This window comes from Sulfuricurvum sp. (assembly GCF_028688295.1).
Lineage (GTDB): Bacteria > Campylobacterota > Campylobacteria > Campylobacterales > Sulfurimonadaceae > Sulfuricurvum.
This window is the reverse complement of the sequence record NZ_JAQTYM010000056.1, coordinates 1-15,583: the sequence shown is the minus strand read 5'-3', so window position 1 is coordinate 15,583 and position 15,583 is coordinate 1. Positions and strand designations below refer to the sequence as shown.

Here is a 15,583-nt window from a genome sequence, read left to right as displayed (position 1 = left end):
TCCACCACCGAAAATACTGGCGCCTGTACTGGAGTGGTGAGGGGAACGAAAGGGACGCGATGGGGTAAAAGTCGGCTCTTTTCCCTCAAGTATCTCCAGTTTGGCACATTCTAATATTTCGTTATTATGAAGAGGTGGCATGATATGAACGAGCCGTTTAGCTATCATCGATTTACCGCTTCCCGGTGAGCCCTCTAGGAGGAGATTATGCATTCCCGCTGCAGCTATGAGTGCGGAGCGTTTGGCGTGCTCTTGCCCCTTTATCTCGATAAAATCGAGAGGATAGTGTTGGTGAAAGTAGTAACTTTTTTCATCATGTATTAAATGATCAAAATCAAAAGTACTCAGATGCGCTTTTGCTTCAGGGAGTGTGTCTGAGCGTAATAGATTAAGGGTATCAGTTAGGGTATCGACTCCGTAAAACGTGATATTAGGAATTTTGGAGAGTTTTGGCAGGCTCACATTAGGGACGATAGCGCGAGTAATGGCACCTTGATTCGCGAGAGAGAGGATGATGGGATAGAGTAGGGTATTTTCCGTGACACTTCCATCGAGTCCAAGCTCACCAAACACATACCACTCGGATAAATCGCCCTCAAAGTTTCCTAATGCGATTAATGCGGCAATGGGAAGGTCAAAATGTGAGCCCTCTTTACGTAAATCACTTGGCGCAAGGTTGATAGTGAGCCGTTTAGGGGGGAAGGTAAAGTCATTGCTCAGCAGAGCTGATTTTACCCGCTCTTTACTCTCTGTGATAGCAGTGTTTGCCATCCCAACGATACTAAAAGCTGGAAGCCCTTTAGTAGCGGTAAATTGCACTTCAACGCTCTCAGCATCAATTCCCTCAAAAGTAGCGCACCGTAGTTGTTTCATGGGTATATTCCAAAATAGTATTTAACGGATATTGTAGCAAATTGATGTAATTATGGTATAAATATTGCAAAATGCAATATTTATAGGAGGATTATTTTTTCTCTTTGAGGGCTTTTTTGTACTCTTTTTCAAATTTTTTGCGGCGATTGTAGGTGAGCTTTTCGATGAAAAGTTTCCCCTCTAAATGGTCGATCTCATGTTGAATAGCAATCGCCAAGAGTTCGTTTGCTTCTAGGGTGCAGGCCTCTCCATGACGGTTTTGGTAGTGCAATGTGAGTGTTTCATAACGTTCAACATCTTCGTAAAAACCGGGGACACTTAAGCACCCTTCTTGGTAGAGAACGTTCCCTTTTTGTTGATGCATAACGGGATTGATAACTTCGAGTATATTTTCTTTATGCTGATTCCCTTCTTCATCGGGAATGCAAAGGATAAGTGCACGGATTGGGTTAGCAACTTGAATAGCGGCTAATCCGATTCCATTTGAGCTCATCATGGTCTCAAACATATCATCTAGAAATCGGTGAAGAAGTGCATCAAAAGTGACAACCTCTTTTGAACGGGTTTTGAGTTGCTTGTTGGGATAAGTAATAATTGGAAGAATCATGGGGACCTTACGAATTGCAAACCATATAGCGAAGGGTTGAATTTCCATCAGCTGTATCCATTGCATTGAGGGTACACATAAGAAGTTGCTCGACTCCGATGGATGCATTAAGTTCAGCGACACCGATGGCAATGCGGAGTTGAATTTCTTGCTCAGCAAGGAAAAAATTACTAGAAGCTACGAGGTCATAAAGGCGTTCAGAAGCACGTTTGGCGCTTTCGATATCGGTGTGTTTTAGAATCATCGCAAACGTACCTTCTCCATAATGGGCAACGATATCGCTTCTGCGTGATGTTTTAAGAAGAAGTCTCGCAACCGTACGAACCATAAGTTGTTGCGCTTTTTCACTTTGCATCGTATTGGATGTCTCTTTTGAGAGGCGGACGGTGATAAGGGAACTTTTGTGTTTAAATTCATCGATAAGATTACGTTCTTGTTCGAGCTTAACAATGAGATAGCGCTTGTTATAAACACCGTATTGATTGTCAAAAATAGTTTCATTTTCTACTTGTTTAACGATGGTTGCAGTCTCTTCATAGATCGTTTTCATGTGAGTAACTTGTTTTTTCAGAATGTTACTGAGTTTCCCAACATCATTGGAAAGGGACGAGAGAAGATCGTTTGCCCCGCTGAGTGAAGGGACATTTTTAATCTCTTCACTTCGCTTTTCGAGTATTTTTTCCATTAAAGAGATGTTTTTATAGAGTGTTGCACTCAGTTGTAAAATGCTTTTGACTGATGAAAATCCCTGTTTTAGTGTTTTTTCAAGTTCAATGCTTTTTTCACTTTGATCATCTTCTTCGAACTCTAAAATAGTCCCTATTTGGCGACGAAGGCTCTCGCTCTTATCTTCTAATATACGATCAAAATAGAGGGCAAAATTATTGGGAGTAGGTGGAAGGTTATCGGAAATGAGGGCACTAAGGACCTCTTTGGCAAAAATTTCTAAATCACTGGTGGGATCACTCAGTGATTTAGCACTTATAGGCGTGCTTTCTTCAGTACCTTTTTGGCGCAGTTGAGAGCGTTTTAAATCAGCCAAGCTCGCCATTGATAACCTTTATTTCTCTTCTTTTTCTTTTTGAACTAATACTTCATCAATGATACCATATTCTACGCCCTCTGCCGCTGACATAAAGTTATCGCGATCGGTATCTTTTTCAAGTTTTTTGACACTTTGGCCGCAGTTTTTAGCGAGGATTTCATTGAGTTCCGCTTTCATACGCAAAATTTCTTTGGCTTGAATCTCGATATCGGTTGCTTGCCCTTGCGCACCACCCAGAGGTTGGTGAATCATGATACGTGCATGTGGGAGGGCATAACGTTTCCCTTTTGCACCGGAGCTGAGCAAAAATGCTCCCATGGATGCCGCTTGTCCTATACAGATGGTACTGACATCAGGACGGATGTAGTTCATGGTGTCATAAATTGCCATCCCAGAGGTAATAACACCACCCGGTGAGTTGATGTAAAAATAGATATCTTTTTGTGGATCTTCAGCTTCGAGAAACAATAACTGTGCCACGATGGATGAGGCAACACCATCGTGTACTTCACCGCTGAGCATAATAATACGGTCTTTTAGAAGACGTGAATAGATATCATACGAGCGTTCGCCGCGCCCTGTTTTTTCAATGACGTAAGGGATGTAGCTCATCGTGATTACTTGATTTTATCGTTAAGTAATTTGCTGAGTACACGATCTTCAATCATTGCCATTTGAATTGCCGGAAGGTAACCGGAATCTTGGTAATGTTTGTAGACTGCAGCAGGATCTTGACCCATTTGCATTGCTTCGTAATAGATGGTTTGGAGAAGTTCTTGTTCACCTACAGTGATGTTTTCTGCTTTTGCCAACGCATCAACAATGAAGGTTGCTTTGACTGCACGGCAAGCATCTTCGCGGAAAGTTTCACGCATAGCTTTTACTTGTTCTGCATCATTACGGAGCTCTTCGAGTTGTGCTTCGCTCAAATCACGCGCTTTTTTATTAAGAGCCATATCCATCTCTTGCTCAACGATGAATTCTGGTAGATCGATAGTGAAAGCACTTACGAATGTTTCCATAAGGTTTGGTTTGAGCTCATCGTTGTATTTGACGCTCATTGCTTCAGTTTCGAGTTGCTCTTTTACTTTTTCTTTAAGCATTTCAAGCGTTGCATCTTCGTTTCCAGGTAGCATTTTTTTAGCAAGTTCGTCATCTAATGTTACTGCTTCTTTAGCTTGGATCGCATGGATTTTTACTTTGAATTCGGCAGGTTTACCGGCAAGTGCAGCTCCGCCGTAGTTTTCAGGGAAGGTTACCGCGATGGTTTTTTCATCCCCTTTTTTCATTCCGATCACTTGATCTTCAAAGCCTGGGATGAATTGTCCACTTCCAAGACGAAGTGAGAATCCTTCTGCTTTGCCACCTTCGAACGCTTCACCATCTACAAAACCTTCGAAATCAAGCAATGCGCTGTCGCCGCTGATCAATGGACGATCTTCTTCGACGTTTACTAATGGAGCTTGAGCGGATGCGAGTTCTTCAATACGTGTTGTAACGGCTGCATCATCAATGAGAGGTTTTTCAACATCCGGAACCATTGCTAGGTAATCACCGAGTTCGATTGCCGGACGGGTTGCGATAACTACTTCAACGTCAATACCGTTTTCTGTTTTCTCAAATTTAGCAATTTGAGGCTCACCGATCAAGGTGTCTGGAGCGATTGACATCTCTTCAAGAGCTGCGCTTAAAAGATCACGCAATGCTTGTGCTTCAGCATCTTGAACAAGGCGCTCACCGTATTGTTTTTTTACCGCACTGAGAGGTACTTTCCCTTTACGGAAACCGGCAATTTTTGCATCTTTTGAGATCTGATTGGCGATTTTTTCGATGTTTGAATCGATAGTTCCGCGAGTGATAGCCGCGTTAATTTTCGCATTGGCTGAGTCAATTTTGTTCGTTGTAATTTGCATTGAATCCCTTTTGTTGACGTCTTGTATTAGACTAAATGGTGGCAATAATATCCAAAAAGGGTTAATTGTACGCTGAATTAAAATAAAAGCAAAGACGTGATAGAGTAATGGAGAAGTTTAGCAAGCAATAATTTTAACGATGAGAGAGCCGATGCCAACAGCAAATGAACAGCAAAATTTTGAAGAAGCGGTCAAAACAATGATCCGTTATGTCGGTGAAGACGTCAATCGAGAAGGGTTGGAAAAAACTCCGAATCGTGTTCTAAAAGCGTATGAATTTATGTTCGGCGGGTACAAAGAAGATCCTCAGACTATTTTGAATTCGGCGATGTTCGCGAGCAGCAATGATGAGATGGTTTTGATTAAAGATATCGAGTTTTATTCGACGTGTGAACACCATCTTCTCCCGATTATTGGTCGGGCGCATGTTGCTTATATTCCGAACGGAAAAGTGGTCGGACTCTCAAAAATCCCACGTGTCGTCGATGTTTTCGCACGACGGATGCAGATTCAAGAACAGCTTACCGAACAGATCGCCGATGCATTAATGGAAGCGGTTGCGCCTAAGGGGGTTGCAGTAGTTATTCAAGCGCGTCACATGTGTATGGAGATGCGCGGTGTTCAAAAAATCAGCTCAACGACAACCTCAAGTGCGCTGCGCGGATTGTTTAAGCGTGATGAGAAAACCCGTATGGAATTTTTTAGTCTCATCAACTCCTCTAGCGGCAACCGTTACTAGTCGATGCCGCTAAAAGCACTGCGAGATCGTTTGGGGATTGAAAAACTTACTACCGTATTTGGTACGGTGACCAAAATCAGCCCAACGGTGATTGTCGCTGAGGGGCTACATGTCAGTATCGGTGATACCGTGATGCTAGTCTCGGAGGTGAGCGGTGCCGAGGCTCTGGGGATGGTGAGCGAGGTAGAGCGGAACCGTTTTTTTATCACCCCGTTTCGGTTTGTCGAGGGGTTTCGTGCCGGAGATAAAGTTTACCCGAATCAGACGGGGATGATGATCGAAGTGGGTGAGGGTTTACTCGGTCGGGTAGTTGATCCGTTTATGAACCCGATTGATGGCAAAGGTCCTATTTGTGGAAGCCATCTTGAGCCGATCATTAAGGCCCCTATCGCCGCAATGAAGCGGGGGATGATCGATGAGCCTTTTAGTGTCGGAGTCAAAACGATTGACGGGCTTCTCACGTGCGGAAAAGGGCAAAAACTCGGTATTTTTGCCGGAAGCGGTGTAGGAAAATCAACCCTAATGGGGATGATCGTTCGAGGTGCTGATGCTCCGATTAAAGTAGTTGCCCTCATCGGGGAGCGGGGGCGTGAGGTTCCTGAGTTTATCGAAAAATCACTTGGCGGCAATCTCGAAAACACCGTTCTTGTCGTCGCGACGAGTGACGATTCACCTCTGATGCGTAAATATGGGGCATTTAGTGCGATGAGTGTGGCGGAGTATTTTAAAGCTCAAGGGAAAGATGTCCTCTTTATGATGGACTCGGTGACCCGTTTCGCGATGGCACAGCGGGAAATTGGGCTCGCCCTCGGTGAACCCCCAACCTCAAAAGGGTATCCTCCCTCCTCGTTGACGTTGTTACCGCAACTCATGGAACGTGCAGGAAAAGAGGAAGGGAATGGTTCGATCACCGCTTTTTTCACCGTACTTGTCGAGGGGGATGATATGTCCGATCCGATTGCCGATCAGTCTCGATCTATTTTGGATGGTCACATCGTCCTCTCCCGTGAACTGACCGATTTTGGGATATATCCTCCGATCCATATTCTCCACTCAGCATCGCGTGTCATGAATGATATCATCACCCATGAACACTTTGCTGCCGTGCGCCGTTTTCGTCGTCTCTATACACTTTTAAAAGAGAATGAGATGCTAATTCGTATCGGAGCCTATGTTAAAGGAACTGATAAGGAACTCGACGAAGCGATCGCTAAAAAAGAGAAAATGGAAGCGTTCCTCTCTCAAGGCTCAACATTTAAAAGTGACTTCAATGATACGGTGGATCAGTTGATAGCGTTGATGGGGAATTGATACATACCTTAAGTCTTCCTAAATATAAAAAACACTTAAGGTTACTATAACATCGTTTGCACTATTATCCCAAAAGTTAAACAAGACTAAATTAGTCTTTTATTAGAATCCCTATTATAGGAGCATTACATGCAAGTCTATCTGGACAACAACGCGACAACGATGGTCGATCCTGCCGTCGTAGAGGCGATGGTCCCTTATTTTAGTGAGGTTTACGGAAACCCGAACTCACTACACCGTTTTGGAACCGCATCACACCCCTCTATCACAAAAGCAATTAATCAGATGTATAAAGCGATTAATGCGAGTGACAAAGATGATATTATTTTTACTTCATGCGCTACCGAATCAAACAACTGGGTTCTCAAATCGGTTTGGATTGATAAGATTGTAAATGGGGATAAAAACCATATCGTTACCAGTGAAATCGAACACCCCTCCGTTCTCTCTACCTGTAGATTCCTCGAAGAGCAAGGGGTCAAAGTAACCTATCTTCCGGTGAACGATCAAGGGATTGTTGAAGCGCATACTCTTCGCAGTTTCATCACCGATAAAACGGCGCTTGTCTCTATCATGTGGGCGAACAATGAAACGGGGATGATTTTCCCGATCAAAGAGATGGGGGATATTTGTAAAGAGAAAGGGGTTCTTTTCCATACCGACGGAGTTCAGGCGGTTGGTAAAATTCCGGTTGATATGCAGGATGTGCATGTCGATTTTATGTCGATGTCGGCCCATAAATTTCATGGTCCAAAAGGGATCGGAGCGCTGTATATTCGTAATTCTCAAGAGTTGACTCCGTTATTACATGGGGGAGAACATATGGGAGGACGCCGATCCGGTACCCTCAATGTCCCTTATATCGTCGGGATGGGAAAAGCGATTGAGCTGGCAACCGAGAATATCGCCGAAAAAATGGCTTCTATTCGTGCTAAACGGGATCGTCTCGAAGATGCTCTTCTTTCACAGCTTAGTGACGTCATGGTTGTCGGCAACCGCGATAACCGTACGCCGAATACCATTTTGATCTCGATTCGCGGAGTTGAGGGTGAGGGGATGTTGTGGGATTTGAACAATGCCCTCATTGGTGCTTCTACCGGTTCAGCCTGTGCCTCGGAAGATCTCGAAGCTAACACCGTAATGCTCGCTATCGGTGCCGATAATGAGTTGGCTCATACGGGTATCCGTTTGAGTCTTAGCCGTTTTACAACGGACGAAGAGATTGATTACGTTATTGAGCGTTTCAGCAGCGCTGTTTCAAGATTACGCGCGATTTCAAGCTCATACGCAATCGTACAACCCACTCCCGGCGGCGAAGCTGCTGAGTGTGGAATACATCACTAAAGGATTCTATTATGGCAAAAAATGATTTATTGGGCGGATCTCTTTGGGATCAGTATTCTAACAAAGTAACGACATTGATGAACAACCCTAACAATCAGGGGGAGATCACTCAAGAGGAGTGTGACGCGGCAGGACATAAGCTTATCGTTGCTGATTTCGGAGCCGAGAGCTGTGGAGATGCAGTCCGTTTGTATTGGGAAGTCGATCCTTCGACCGATACGATTGTCCATTCAAAATTCAAAAGTTTCGGATGCGGTACAGCGATTGCAAGTTCAGATATGATGGCGGAGCTTTGTATCGGTAAAACGGTTCAAGAAGCGGTAAAAATCACCAATATCGATGTGGAAATGTCACTCCGTGATAATCCGGAAACGCCAGCCGTTCCACCGCAAAAAATGCACTGTTCCGTTATGGCATACGACGTTATTAAAAAAGCGGCAGGACTCTATCTCGGTGTTGACGAATCAAGCTTTGAAGATGAGATTATCGTGTGCGAATGTGCCCGTGTAAGCCTCGGAACGCTTCGTGAAGTAATCAAACTTAACGATCTTAAAACCATTGAGCAGGTCACCGATTACACGAAAGCGGGCGGTTTCTGTAAATCGTGTATCAAGCCGGGCGGACATGAAGCACGTGAGTACTATCTCGTCGATATCCTCGCCGATGTACGTCGTGAGATGGATGAGGAGAAAATGCGCTCTGCGGCAGATGCGGGAAGTCACGGCGATTTCGAAGCGATGACGTTGGTTCAGAAGATCAAAGCGATTGACAGTGTTGTGGATGAATCGATTCGTCAGTTCTTGATTATGGACGGCGGAAATATGGAGGTTATCGATATTAAAGATTCTCCTGATTATATCGATGTTTATATTCGCTATTTGGGTGCGTGTAACGGCTGTGCAAGTTCAAGTACGGGGACATTGTACGCTATTGAAGCGACACTCAAAGAAAAACTTTCTCAAAAAATCCGCGTTTTACCGATTTAATAGACTCTCTTTACATTCCCGCTACTGCGGGAACCTCTTAGTTAAAAATTCTTATCAAACCAATCGGCTACTTGAGATCGAATCGTATGTCTCAACTGAATCCCTGCAATAAAGTTATTATGCTGCGCTTTGTTGAGCAAGCTGACAAGGGCATTGCGTCGTTTGGAGAGGAATGGATGATCGATTTGTCCCGGATCTCCCATTACGACGAGGCGCGTCTCATCTCCCATTCGGGTTCCGATGAGTTTGAGGGTCGCATTGGTCATGTTTTGGGCTTCATCGATGATAACGAATTTACGTGAAATAGTAGTTCCGCGCAAGTGAGCAATGTCCATCACTTCGATGTTGTATTTTTTCATAAATACTTCGGTCGCATTTTCTCGTTTGACTGAGTTTGTAGTGCCGGTATACTCGACCCGTGCGTCGATGGAGCGTTTGCTTTGGTGCTCGATGGTGAAATTGACGGCCGCATAGAGAGGGTACATGAAGTATCCGAGTTTTTGTTCTTCATCCCCTTTTCTAAATCCAAGCTCCGCCGCCTGATCGTTCGAAGTGACGGTATTTCGGGCGTAAACGATCCCTTCAACAATCCCCTCTTCAACGAGTTCTAATCCTGCTTGTAATGCGACAAGGGTTTTACCCGATCCGGTAGAACCTGAGACAACCGTGACATAGTTTTGGGGGTGGGTCATCATTGCGTAATAGAACTTTTGTTCCAGATTTAGAGGGCGGACGAGTTCATCGCTGAAATGCTCCCCAAAACGGCGATCAAAATCACACCACTCGATTTGGTTGTTAAAGCAAAACGCATGGCGCTGTATCCCTGTTTCATACATCTCAGAGGAGGTGCTGAGTGCTTTTTGGACGAAAGTGATTTGATCGAAGTTGTGATGTTCAATCTCGGTAGGAATGGATGGAGTCTCTTCATACTCATAGGTGTAGGTAAAATCGATTTGTTCGGGTGCCTCGACACTGCTGTTTCGGATGCTTTGGGTTTGAATCCCCCGAATCTCGGCTGCGATACGAAACGACATATCGTTACTGAGGAGTGTCAAATCATAATCGTCGGCTATCTCAGCGATTTTGGCATCATTGATCCCTTTTGGCTCGGAGAAATTATGAGAAACGCGATAGTTTTCCCGATGAACGATAAAGAGATCAATGAGGTTGGCCTCTCCTCCATGCAATGAGCGGTCAAAATTGAGTGCCAGTCGGTAGTAACGGTCATTTTTGCACGCATCCATATCGACATGGTTACGGACACATTCGGGGAGCTCGATAAAGCTGATTGGTTCTCCCCACGCCGCATCGGCGAGACGGAAGAACTCTCGTGCTTGAAACCCCGCTTCGGAGCGCATGTCATCTTTTTTACTGTTGAGTTCAGCTAAAACGATGTTGGTAATAACAATACCGTTGTGATTTTCGTCACTGATTCGTAAAATGTTGGTAGGATCATCTAGGATAACGGAGGTGTCGAGGAGATAGCAATTTTGAGTTGTACTCAGCACAAAGAACCCTTTTTATAGGAATTCTCTATGGTAGTGAAACAAAGCTTAAAGATATTGAAATTAGAGGTAATACCCTTTGATTCCACTCATAGTAGAACCCATGTTGAGTAGTATCATATCAGCTATGACGAGTGCTGCCATTGACTCGGCAACGACGGAACCGCGTACGGCGACGCAGGGATCATGCCGCCCTTTGAGAGAAACACTAACGCTTTCGTTATGGGTGTTAGTGCTCTCTTGATCGATAAAGATCGAGGGAGTCGGTTTGAAATGGACGCGTAAGATGACATCATCCCCGTTGCTCATACCGCCCAAAATCCCCCCTGCGTGGTTGGATTTAAAACCATGCGGGGTGATGGGATCGTTGTTTTGACTCGCACGTAGCTCAGCACTGTGGATACCTTCACCGATTTCGACCGCTTTGACGGCATTGATCCCCATCATAGCTTCAGCCAGTACGGCATCGAGTTTGTAATAAAGCCCTTGCCCTAAGCCCATAGGAAGTCCGCTGATTTTGAGCGTAGCAACTCCGCCGACGGAATCGTGGGCATTTTTTGCTTCCAAAATAGCCGCTTTTTGAGCCTCTTCTACGGAAGGATCGAGAGCATAGATAGGACTGTTTTTTGGATAATTAAAATCGAGATTTTGGGCAACAATACCATGAATAGCGCTGATACCGCTCGCAAACTCGATCCCTAAAGAGCGGAGCATCAGTTTAGCCACTGCACCTCCTGCGACGCGTGCCGCTGTTTCGCGTGCACTTGAGCGTCCGCCGCCGCGATAATCGCGTAGACCGTATTTGTGAAAATAGGTAAAATCGGCGTGTCCCGGACGGAAGATATCTTTGACATTGGTGTAATCGCCGCTCTTTTGATCGGTGTTGTAGATGACCAGCGTGATTGGTGTTCCGGTACTGAGCCCCTCGAAAACACCGCTGAGGATTTCAACTTTGTCCTCTTCTTTACGGGCGGTGGCGAACTCGTTTTGACCCGGCTTACGGCGATCAAGTTCGCTTTGAATAAAGGTTTCATCGATTGCCAGCCCCGCAGGGACACCATCAAGTACACAGCCGATCGCTTTCCCGTGCGACTCACCGAAAGTCGTCATTGTGAAACGTTCACCGAACCGATTCATTTGAGCTCCTTGCTTAACATCTCCAGCGCGATTTGTGCCGCTTCTTGCTGAGCGTGTTTTTTGCTTTTCCCACACGCAGAGGCGTACCGTTTTCCGTCGATGATGACAGCCACTTCAAACTCTTTTTTATGATCAGGGCCGTGAGCGGCGATGAGCTGGTACTCAGGAGTGGTTCCATAGTGGGCTTGTGTCAGCTCTTGGAGGGAGGTTTTGTAGTCTTTGAAAAGTGAATCCAGAGAGATATCAGGGTGCACCAGTTCGAGAAGTTTGATAGTGATCTCTTCTACTTTACCCAAACCGGTTTCGAGATACATTGCCCCCATGAGTGCTTCAAAGGCATTTGCTAGCAAAGAGCTTTTGGTGCGACCACTGTTGTTTTCTTCGGCATTGGAGAGGTAAATATACTCCCCAAGACCTAAATGGAGGGCAAGAGCGGTGAACCCATCTTCATTGACGAGGGATGCGCGCATTTTTGAAAGTTTCCCTTCATCGTATCCGCGAAATTTACTATAGAGGTATTCTCCGACGATAAGATCGAGTACCGCATCTCCCAAAAACTCCAAGCGCTCATTATTGTAGGGCTGTTTGTAGCTTTTATGCGTCAGCGCTTCAATAAGGAGCTCTTTCTTTTGGAAGGTGTACCCTAAGCGTTCTTGTAGGGTGGTTAAGTTATCCATTAGTTATTCAATCCTTTTTTAAATTTTTCCGCCGCTTCTTTGGCGATGATATCACAGCGTTCGTTCTCAGGATGGCCGTTGTGTCCGCGTACCCACACTCCGTTTATTCGATGACCTGCACAAACGAGGAGATATTCCTGCCACAGATCGGGGTTTTTCACCTTGGCGAAGCTGCGTTTAACCCACCCCTCCAGCCATTCGTTAATCCCTCGAATCACATACGACGAATCGGAGATGATGGTGACGTCGCAGGGCTCTTTGAGGGCACGTAGCCCTTCAATAACCCCTAGTAGCTCCATACGGTTATTTGTCGTATGTGCTTCCCCACCGCTGATGATCCGCTCTTTGTCACCGTAGCGGAGAATCGCTCCGTATCCTCCGGGCCCGGGGTTACCGAGTGCCGAGCCGTCACTGAAGAGAGTTATTTTCTTCAAACCGTTCCTTTGAGAGATTCATAATACCCTGAACGCTGTCAATCGCATGGCAGTGAGGACAGCGGTGAAACGGTAAGAACGAGATCGTATTACACTCATCACACGTGTATTCAAACTGCAACGTAGCTTTATTGGTGCCGCAGCGTCGTAGGGCGATGAGGATATCTAGTTCAAATATCGAACTTCCCTCGGATAGCTCCAGCGACCCTCTCGCACTGAAAAGTTCGCGTAGATAGGTGTTGCTTGCAATTATATCCAAATCGAGATTTTCATCTGCTATACGCCACAGCACATCACTGAGCCGTTCGCTGAGGGATTGATCGAAATGGCTCCACGCCAGAATCGGACGGTAGGTGAAAAGCCACTCGAAAATCATGTATCCCAAATGACGATGGTTTTCGTAAAGTTCGATCAGTCGTTGAGCTTTCTCATCGAGAGTGATACGGTGGTCTGTGATGAGAAGTCGGCACTCTAAATAGAGTTTTTCATGGATCGTTTCGGTTGAGAGTTCTTGTAGAGACTCCATCACCTCTAATGCTTTGTCGTATTGCTGCAACTGCTCGTAAATGAGGACTAAAAAATGGAGTGCTTGGGGTGTTCTTGGAGATTTTGAGAGTATTTGGAGAAAGCTTTGGCGTGAGCGTTCTAAAAACCCTGCTTTAAAAAAGCTTTTTCCCAGTAACAGAAGAGCATCTTTTTGGAAAAGAGGGTCTCGGTTTTTCGAGAGGAGGGCATGATAAATCTCGACGCTCTTCTCATAGTTCCCCTGATGCTCAAAACTTTGGGCGAGAAGAAGCCATGATTCACTGGTAAGGGAGTTGGTTTGTACCTGCTCGGAGAGCTTTGCCTCCTCTTCGAGCGATTCGAATTTCCCTAAAAAGGATTCGAGATCACGATGCTCGCGTGATGTTTTGTACCGCCCCCACCAATAACTCAAAAACGAGAGGATAAAGAGGAGGATAAAAAAAACGACAACACCGAAAAGGGGATCGCGAAATTCAATAAAAAAAGTGTCCATGACGTATTATAGCTTTTGAAAGGTTATTTCGCGAATGGTTCGTGTTTTTGAGTCGATTCGGTAGTAGAGCGACGGCTCATCAGGATAAGAACACAGCTCATCGCGGCAGTTTAGTGGGGTGTTTTGCGGTATTAACTCCCCCAGCCCTAAGTGATGTTTATTTTTGATAAGGGGGCTGAGGATATGGATTTCAGAGATCTTTTTACCGGAGGAGTCAGAGACGATATGGGCGATGAGCCTACCTCCTCGCTTCATTTGATAAATCATCTCAGGGTGTTCGGGAGAGATTTGGCTCAGTTTTTCGAACTCAAAACCGCTTAGGGAGGTGCTGATTTGCTCGAATGGAGTATCAGGGTGGATTGCACCCAACCCCTCTTCGCTAATGGTGAGAGAATAGGGTAGGGTAGTGTTTTGGGAGCTACATCCGATGAATAGTAATGCAATTAAAAGAAGTCGAGTGCTCAAAATATCCTCTCCACCATCAGCTGAAGAGAGACTCGCCCGTTCCATTCGTTTTTGTTGACCGTATAGCTGCATGACATTTTTTTGCTTTCCGGACACTCTAAGGTGCGTCGAAACGCGATGAGTTCTAATGTTTTTTGGCTTATACGTGAGGGGCGCAGCTCTATTCGGCTGTGGGATTGATCACTACCGAAGAGTTTGACTGCTACGACGTCGGCTTCACGGATTAGAAATCTCGGGCGGGGATTCCCTTCGCCGTAGGGTTCAAACCGCTCCAATAGCTCTAAGAGCTGAAAGTTGATCATCTCCTGCTCTAGCTCTCCGACAATCTCATTATGGGGGATAAAATCCTCAGGATTAATCATTTTTGCCGCTTCATTGATCCCGTCGCGAAATGCATTTACCGCATCACTGCTCATCGATAGTCCTGCCGCCATTTTATGACCGCCGAATTTTTGTAGATGTGTCTCTTGAGATTTGATGAGGGTGTAGAGATCGACGTTGCCGATACTTCGTCCGCTCCCCTTGGCAATACCGTTATGGATGCTCAAAACGATGGCAGGTTTTTGAAAATGGCTCACAAGCCGTGAAGCGACGATCCCCACAACCCCCTCATTCCAGTGCTCACCTGCAACGACGATGATTGGATCGTTTCGTTCTACGTGTATCATTGCCTCGGCGGTGTTTTGGGCTTCGGTCTCTTTGCGCAATGTGTTGAGTGCTGTGAGAAGTTCGAATTGATGATACGCCTTCTCTGTTGTTTCGGCCAAGAGAAAATCAAGGGCGATGGAAGCGTCTTCGAGCCGTCCGGCGGAGTTGATACGCGGAGCGATTTGAAACGCGATATCTTCGGAGGAGACATTCGATCGGTTTAGAAAATCACGTATAAGGAGAAACGGAGCGAGAGGTGAGGTTTGCATCATATCCAACCCCGTTTTGACAATGGAGCGGTTGATCCCCACCAGAGGCATCACGTCGGCGATTATCGCCAAAGCCAAAAAGGGGAAGAATTGACGCATATCGATAGATAATCCAAGTTCTTGTTTGAGCAACCCCATCAGGAGCCACCCTACCTGTGCACCACAAATCTCTTTGAACGGATAGGGGCAATCACTCTGTTTTGGGTTGATGATGGCGTAGGCATTTGGTAATGTATCACTGGGGGTATGGTGATCGGTGATGATCAGATCAATCCCTCTGCTCTTACACACTTCTGCGGCTTCGATGGCGTTGATCCCGTTATCAACGGTAAAGATGACATCCGCATCGAGACGTTCGAGGACATTTTTAGAGACGCCATATCCGTCGGTAAATCGGTTTGGTATCGTTGTGATTAAGGGATAAGGGATGAGGTCAAAAAAACGCTTAACGATGGCGGTGGAGGTGACGCCATCAACATCATAATCTCCGACGAGGGCGATACGTTCATGGTTACGGATAGCACGTGCGAGGCGTTCGGCACCTTTTTGGGCATCTTTGAGTAGAGTTGGATGGGGGATATCGGAGAGTTTTTCACTCTGCGCCTCAAAACG

16 protein-coding genes are annotated in these 15,583 nt (G+C 45.6%); 4 read left to right on the top strand and 12 right to left on the bottom strand.

The window, feature by feature from the left end; translation table 11 throughout:
- The 5 genes from PHR02_RS10375 to tig all read right to left on the bottom strand — a co-directional run.
- Positions 1–873: magnesium chelatase domain-containing protein (locus tag PHR02_RS10375; protein WP_299991886.1), on the bottom strand; the 873-nt coding region annotated here is incomplete at its 3' end.
- A gap of 91 nt (positions 874–964) precedes the next feature.
- The gene (gene def, locus PHR02_RS10370) at positions 965–1,480 is read right to left on the bottom strand and encodes a peptide deformylase (protein WP_299991884.1); all 516 of its coding nucleotides are present in this window, start codon (positions 1,478–1,480) and stop codon (positions 965–967) included.
- A 7-nt stretch (positions 1,481–1,487) separates the two neighbouring features.
- Positions 1,488–2,531: a diguanylate cyclase gene (locus PHR02_RS10365; RefSeq protein ID WP_299991882.1), complete on the bottom strand. Its 1,044-nt coding sequence runs from the start codon at positions 2,529–2,531 to the stop codon at positions 1,488–1,490.
- 9 nt (positions 2,532–2,540) lie between these two features.
- Complete coding sequence (gene clpP / locus PHR02_RS10360) at positions 2,541–3,137, bottom strand: ATP-dependent Clp endopeptidase proteolytic subunit ClpP (RefSeq protein ID WP_299991879.1); 597 nt, start codon at positions 3,135–3,137, stop codon at positions 2,541–2,543.
- A 5-nt stretch (positions 3,138–3,142) separates the two neighbouring features.
- Positions 3,143–4,438, bottom strand: a complete 1,296-nt coding sequence (gene tig, locus PHR02_RS10355) for a trigger factor (protein ID WP_299991876.1) — start codon at positions 4,436–4,438, stop codon at positions 3,143–3,145.
- A 139-nt stretch (positions 4,439–4,577) separates the two neighbouring features.
- Here tig and folE point away from each other — a divergent pair, with 139 nt between their 5' ends.
- From folE to PHR02_RS10335, 4 genes are all read left to right on the top strand, one after another.
- Positions 4,578–5,177, top strand: coding sequence for a GTP cyclohydrolase I FolE (gene folE, locus PHR02_RS10350; protein WP_299991873.1), 600 nt, complete (start codon positions 4,578–4,580; stop codon positions 5,175–5,177).
- A 3-nt stretch (positions 5,178–5,180) separates the two neighbouring features.
- The gene (fliI, locus tag PHR02_RS10345) at positions 5,181–6,488 is read left to right on the top strand and encodes a flagellar protein export ATPase FliI (protein WP_299991870.1); all 1,308 of its coding nucleotides are present in this window, start codon (positions 5,181–5,183) and stop codon (positions 6,486–6,488) included.
- A gap of 129 nt (positions 6,489–6,617) precedes the next feature.
- Positions 6,618–7,832, top strand: a complete 1,215-nt coding sequence (locus PHR02_RS10340) for a NifS family cysteine desulfurase (RefSeq protein WP_299991868.1) — start codon at positions 6,618–6,620, stop codon at positions 7,830–7,832.
- A gap of 11 nt (positions 7,833–7,843) precedes the next feature.
- A complete protein-coding gene (locus PHR02_RS10335; RefSeq protein ID WP_299991865.1) occupies positions 7,844–8,818 on the top strand; it encodes an iron-sulfur cluster assembly scaffold protein in 975 nt (324 codons plus the stop codon).
- A 41-nt stretch (positions 8,819–8,859) separates the two neighbouring features.
- Here the strand turns inward: PHR02_RS10335 and PHR02_RS10330 are convergent, their stop codons facing one another.
- The 7 genes from PHR02_RS10330 to recJ form a co-directional block, all read right to left on the bottom strand.
- Positions 8,860–10,326: a PhoH family protein gene (locus PHR02_RS10330; RefSeq protein WP_299991862.1), complete on the bottom strand. Its 1,467-nt coding sequence runs from the start codon at positions 10,324–10,326 to the stop codon at positions 8,860–8,862.
- A gap of 60 nt (positions 10,327–10,386) precedes the next feature.
- Entirely contained in the window at positions 10,387–11,460 is a 1,074-nt protein-coding gene (gene aroC / locus PHR02_RS10325) for a chorismate synthase (protein WP_299991859.1), read from the bottom strand.
- A complete protein-coding gene (gene rnc / locus PHR02_RS10320; protein ID WP_299991857.1) occupies positions 11,457–12,137 on the bottom strand; it encodes a ribonuclease III in 681 nt (226 codons plus the stop codon). The genes aroC and rnc overlap by 4 nt, the downstream gene beginning before the upstream one ends.
- Entirely contained in the window at positions 12,137–12,571 is a 435-nt protein-coding gene (gene rnhA / locus PHR02_RS10315) for a ribonuclease HI (RefSeq protein WP_299991855.1), read from the bottom strand. The genes rnc and rnhA overlap by 1 nt, the downstream gene beginning before the upstream one ends.
- Complete coding sequence (locus PHR02_RS10310) at positions 12,546–13,589, bottom strand: tetratricopeptide repeat protein (protein WP_299991854.1); 1,044 nt, start codon at positions 13,587–13,589, stop codon at positions 12,546–12,548. The genes rnhA and PHR02_RS10310 overlap by 26 nt, the downstream gene beginning before the upstream one ends.
- A gap of 6 nt (positions 13,590–13,595) precedes the next feature.
- Positions 13,596–14,099 (bottom strand): hypothetical protein, encoded by a 504-nt coding sequence (locus tag PHR02_RS10305; RefSeq protein ID WP_299991852.1) that lies wholly within the window; start codon positions 14,097–14,099, stop codon positions 13,596–13,598.
- On the bottom strand, positions 14,051–15,583 hold a 1,533-nt coding region (gene recJ, locus PHR02_RS10300; protein WP_299991849.1), incomplete at its 5' end, for a single-stranded-DNA-specific exonuclease RecJ. The genes recJ and PHR02_RS10305, both read right to left, overlap by 49 nt.

Excerpts from the sequence above, each read along its gene's own strand:
- def (WP_299991884.1), bottom strand. The coding sequence starts at position 1,480 with ATGATTCTTCCAATTATTACTTATCCCAACAAGCAACTCAAAACCCGT.
- PHR02_RS10365 (WP_299991882.1), bottom strand. The coding sequence starts at position 2,531 with ATGGCGAGCTTGGCTGATTTAAAACGCTCTCAACTGCGCCAAAAAGGT.
- clpP (WP_299991879.1), bottom strand. The coding sequence starts at position 3,137 with ATGAGCTACATCCCTTACGTCATTGAAAAAACAGGGCGCGGCGAACGC.
- tig (WP_299991876.1), bottom strand. The coding sequence starts at position 4,438 with ATGCAAATTACAACGAACAAAATTGACTCAGCCAATGCGAAAATTAAC.
- folE (WP_299991873.1), top strand. The coding sequence starts at position 4,578 with ATGAGAGAGCCGATGCCAACAGCAAATGAACAGCAAAATTTTGAAGAA.
- fliI (WP_299991870.1), top strand. The coding sequence starts at position 5,181 with ATGCCGCTAAAAGCACTGCGAGATCGTTTGGGGATTGAAAAACTTACT.
- PHR02_RS10340 (WP_299991868.1), top strand. The coding sequence starts at position 6,618 with ATGCAAGTCTATCTGGACAACAACGCGACAACGATGGTCGATCCTGCC.
- PHR02_RS10335 (WP_299991865.1), top strand. The coding sequence starts at position 7,844 with ATGGCAAAAAATGATTTATTGGGCGGATCTCTTTGGGATCAGTATTCT.
- aroC (WP_299991859.1), bottom strand. The coding sequence starts at position 11,460 with ATGAATCGGTTCGGTGAACGTTTCACAATGACGACTTTCGGTGAGTCG.
- rnc (WP_299991857.1), bottom strand. The coding sequence starts at position 12,137 with ATGGATAACTTAACCACCCTACAAGAACGCTTAGGGTACACCTTCCAA.
- PHR02_RS10310 (WP_299991854.1), bottom strand. The coding sequence starts at position 13,589 with ATGGACACTTTTTTTATTGAATTTCGCGATCCCCTTTTCGGTGTTGTC.
- PHR02_RS10305 (WP_299991852.1), bottom strand. The coding sequence starts at position 14,099 with ATGGAACGGGCGAGTCTCTCTTCAGCTGATGGTGGAGAGGATATTTTG.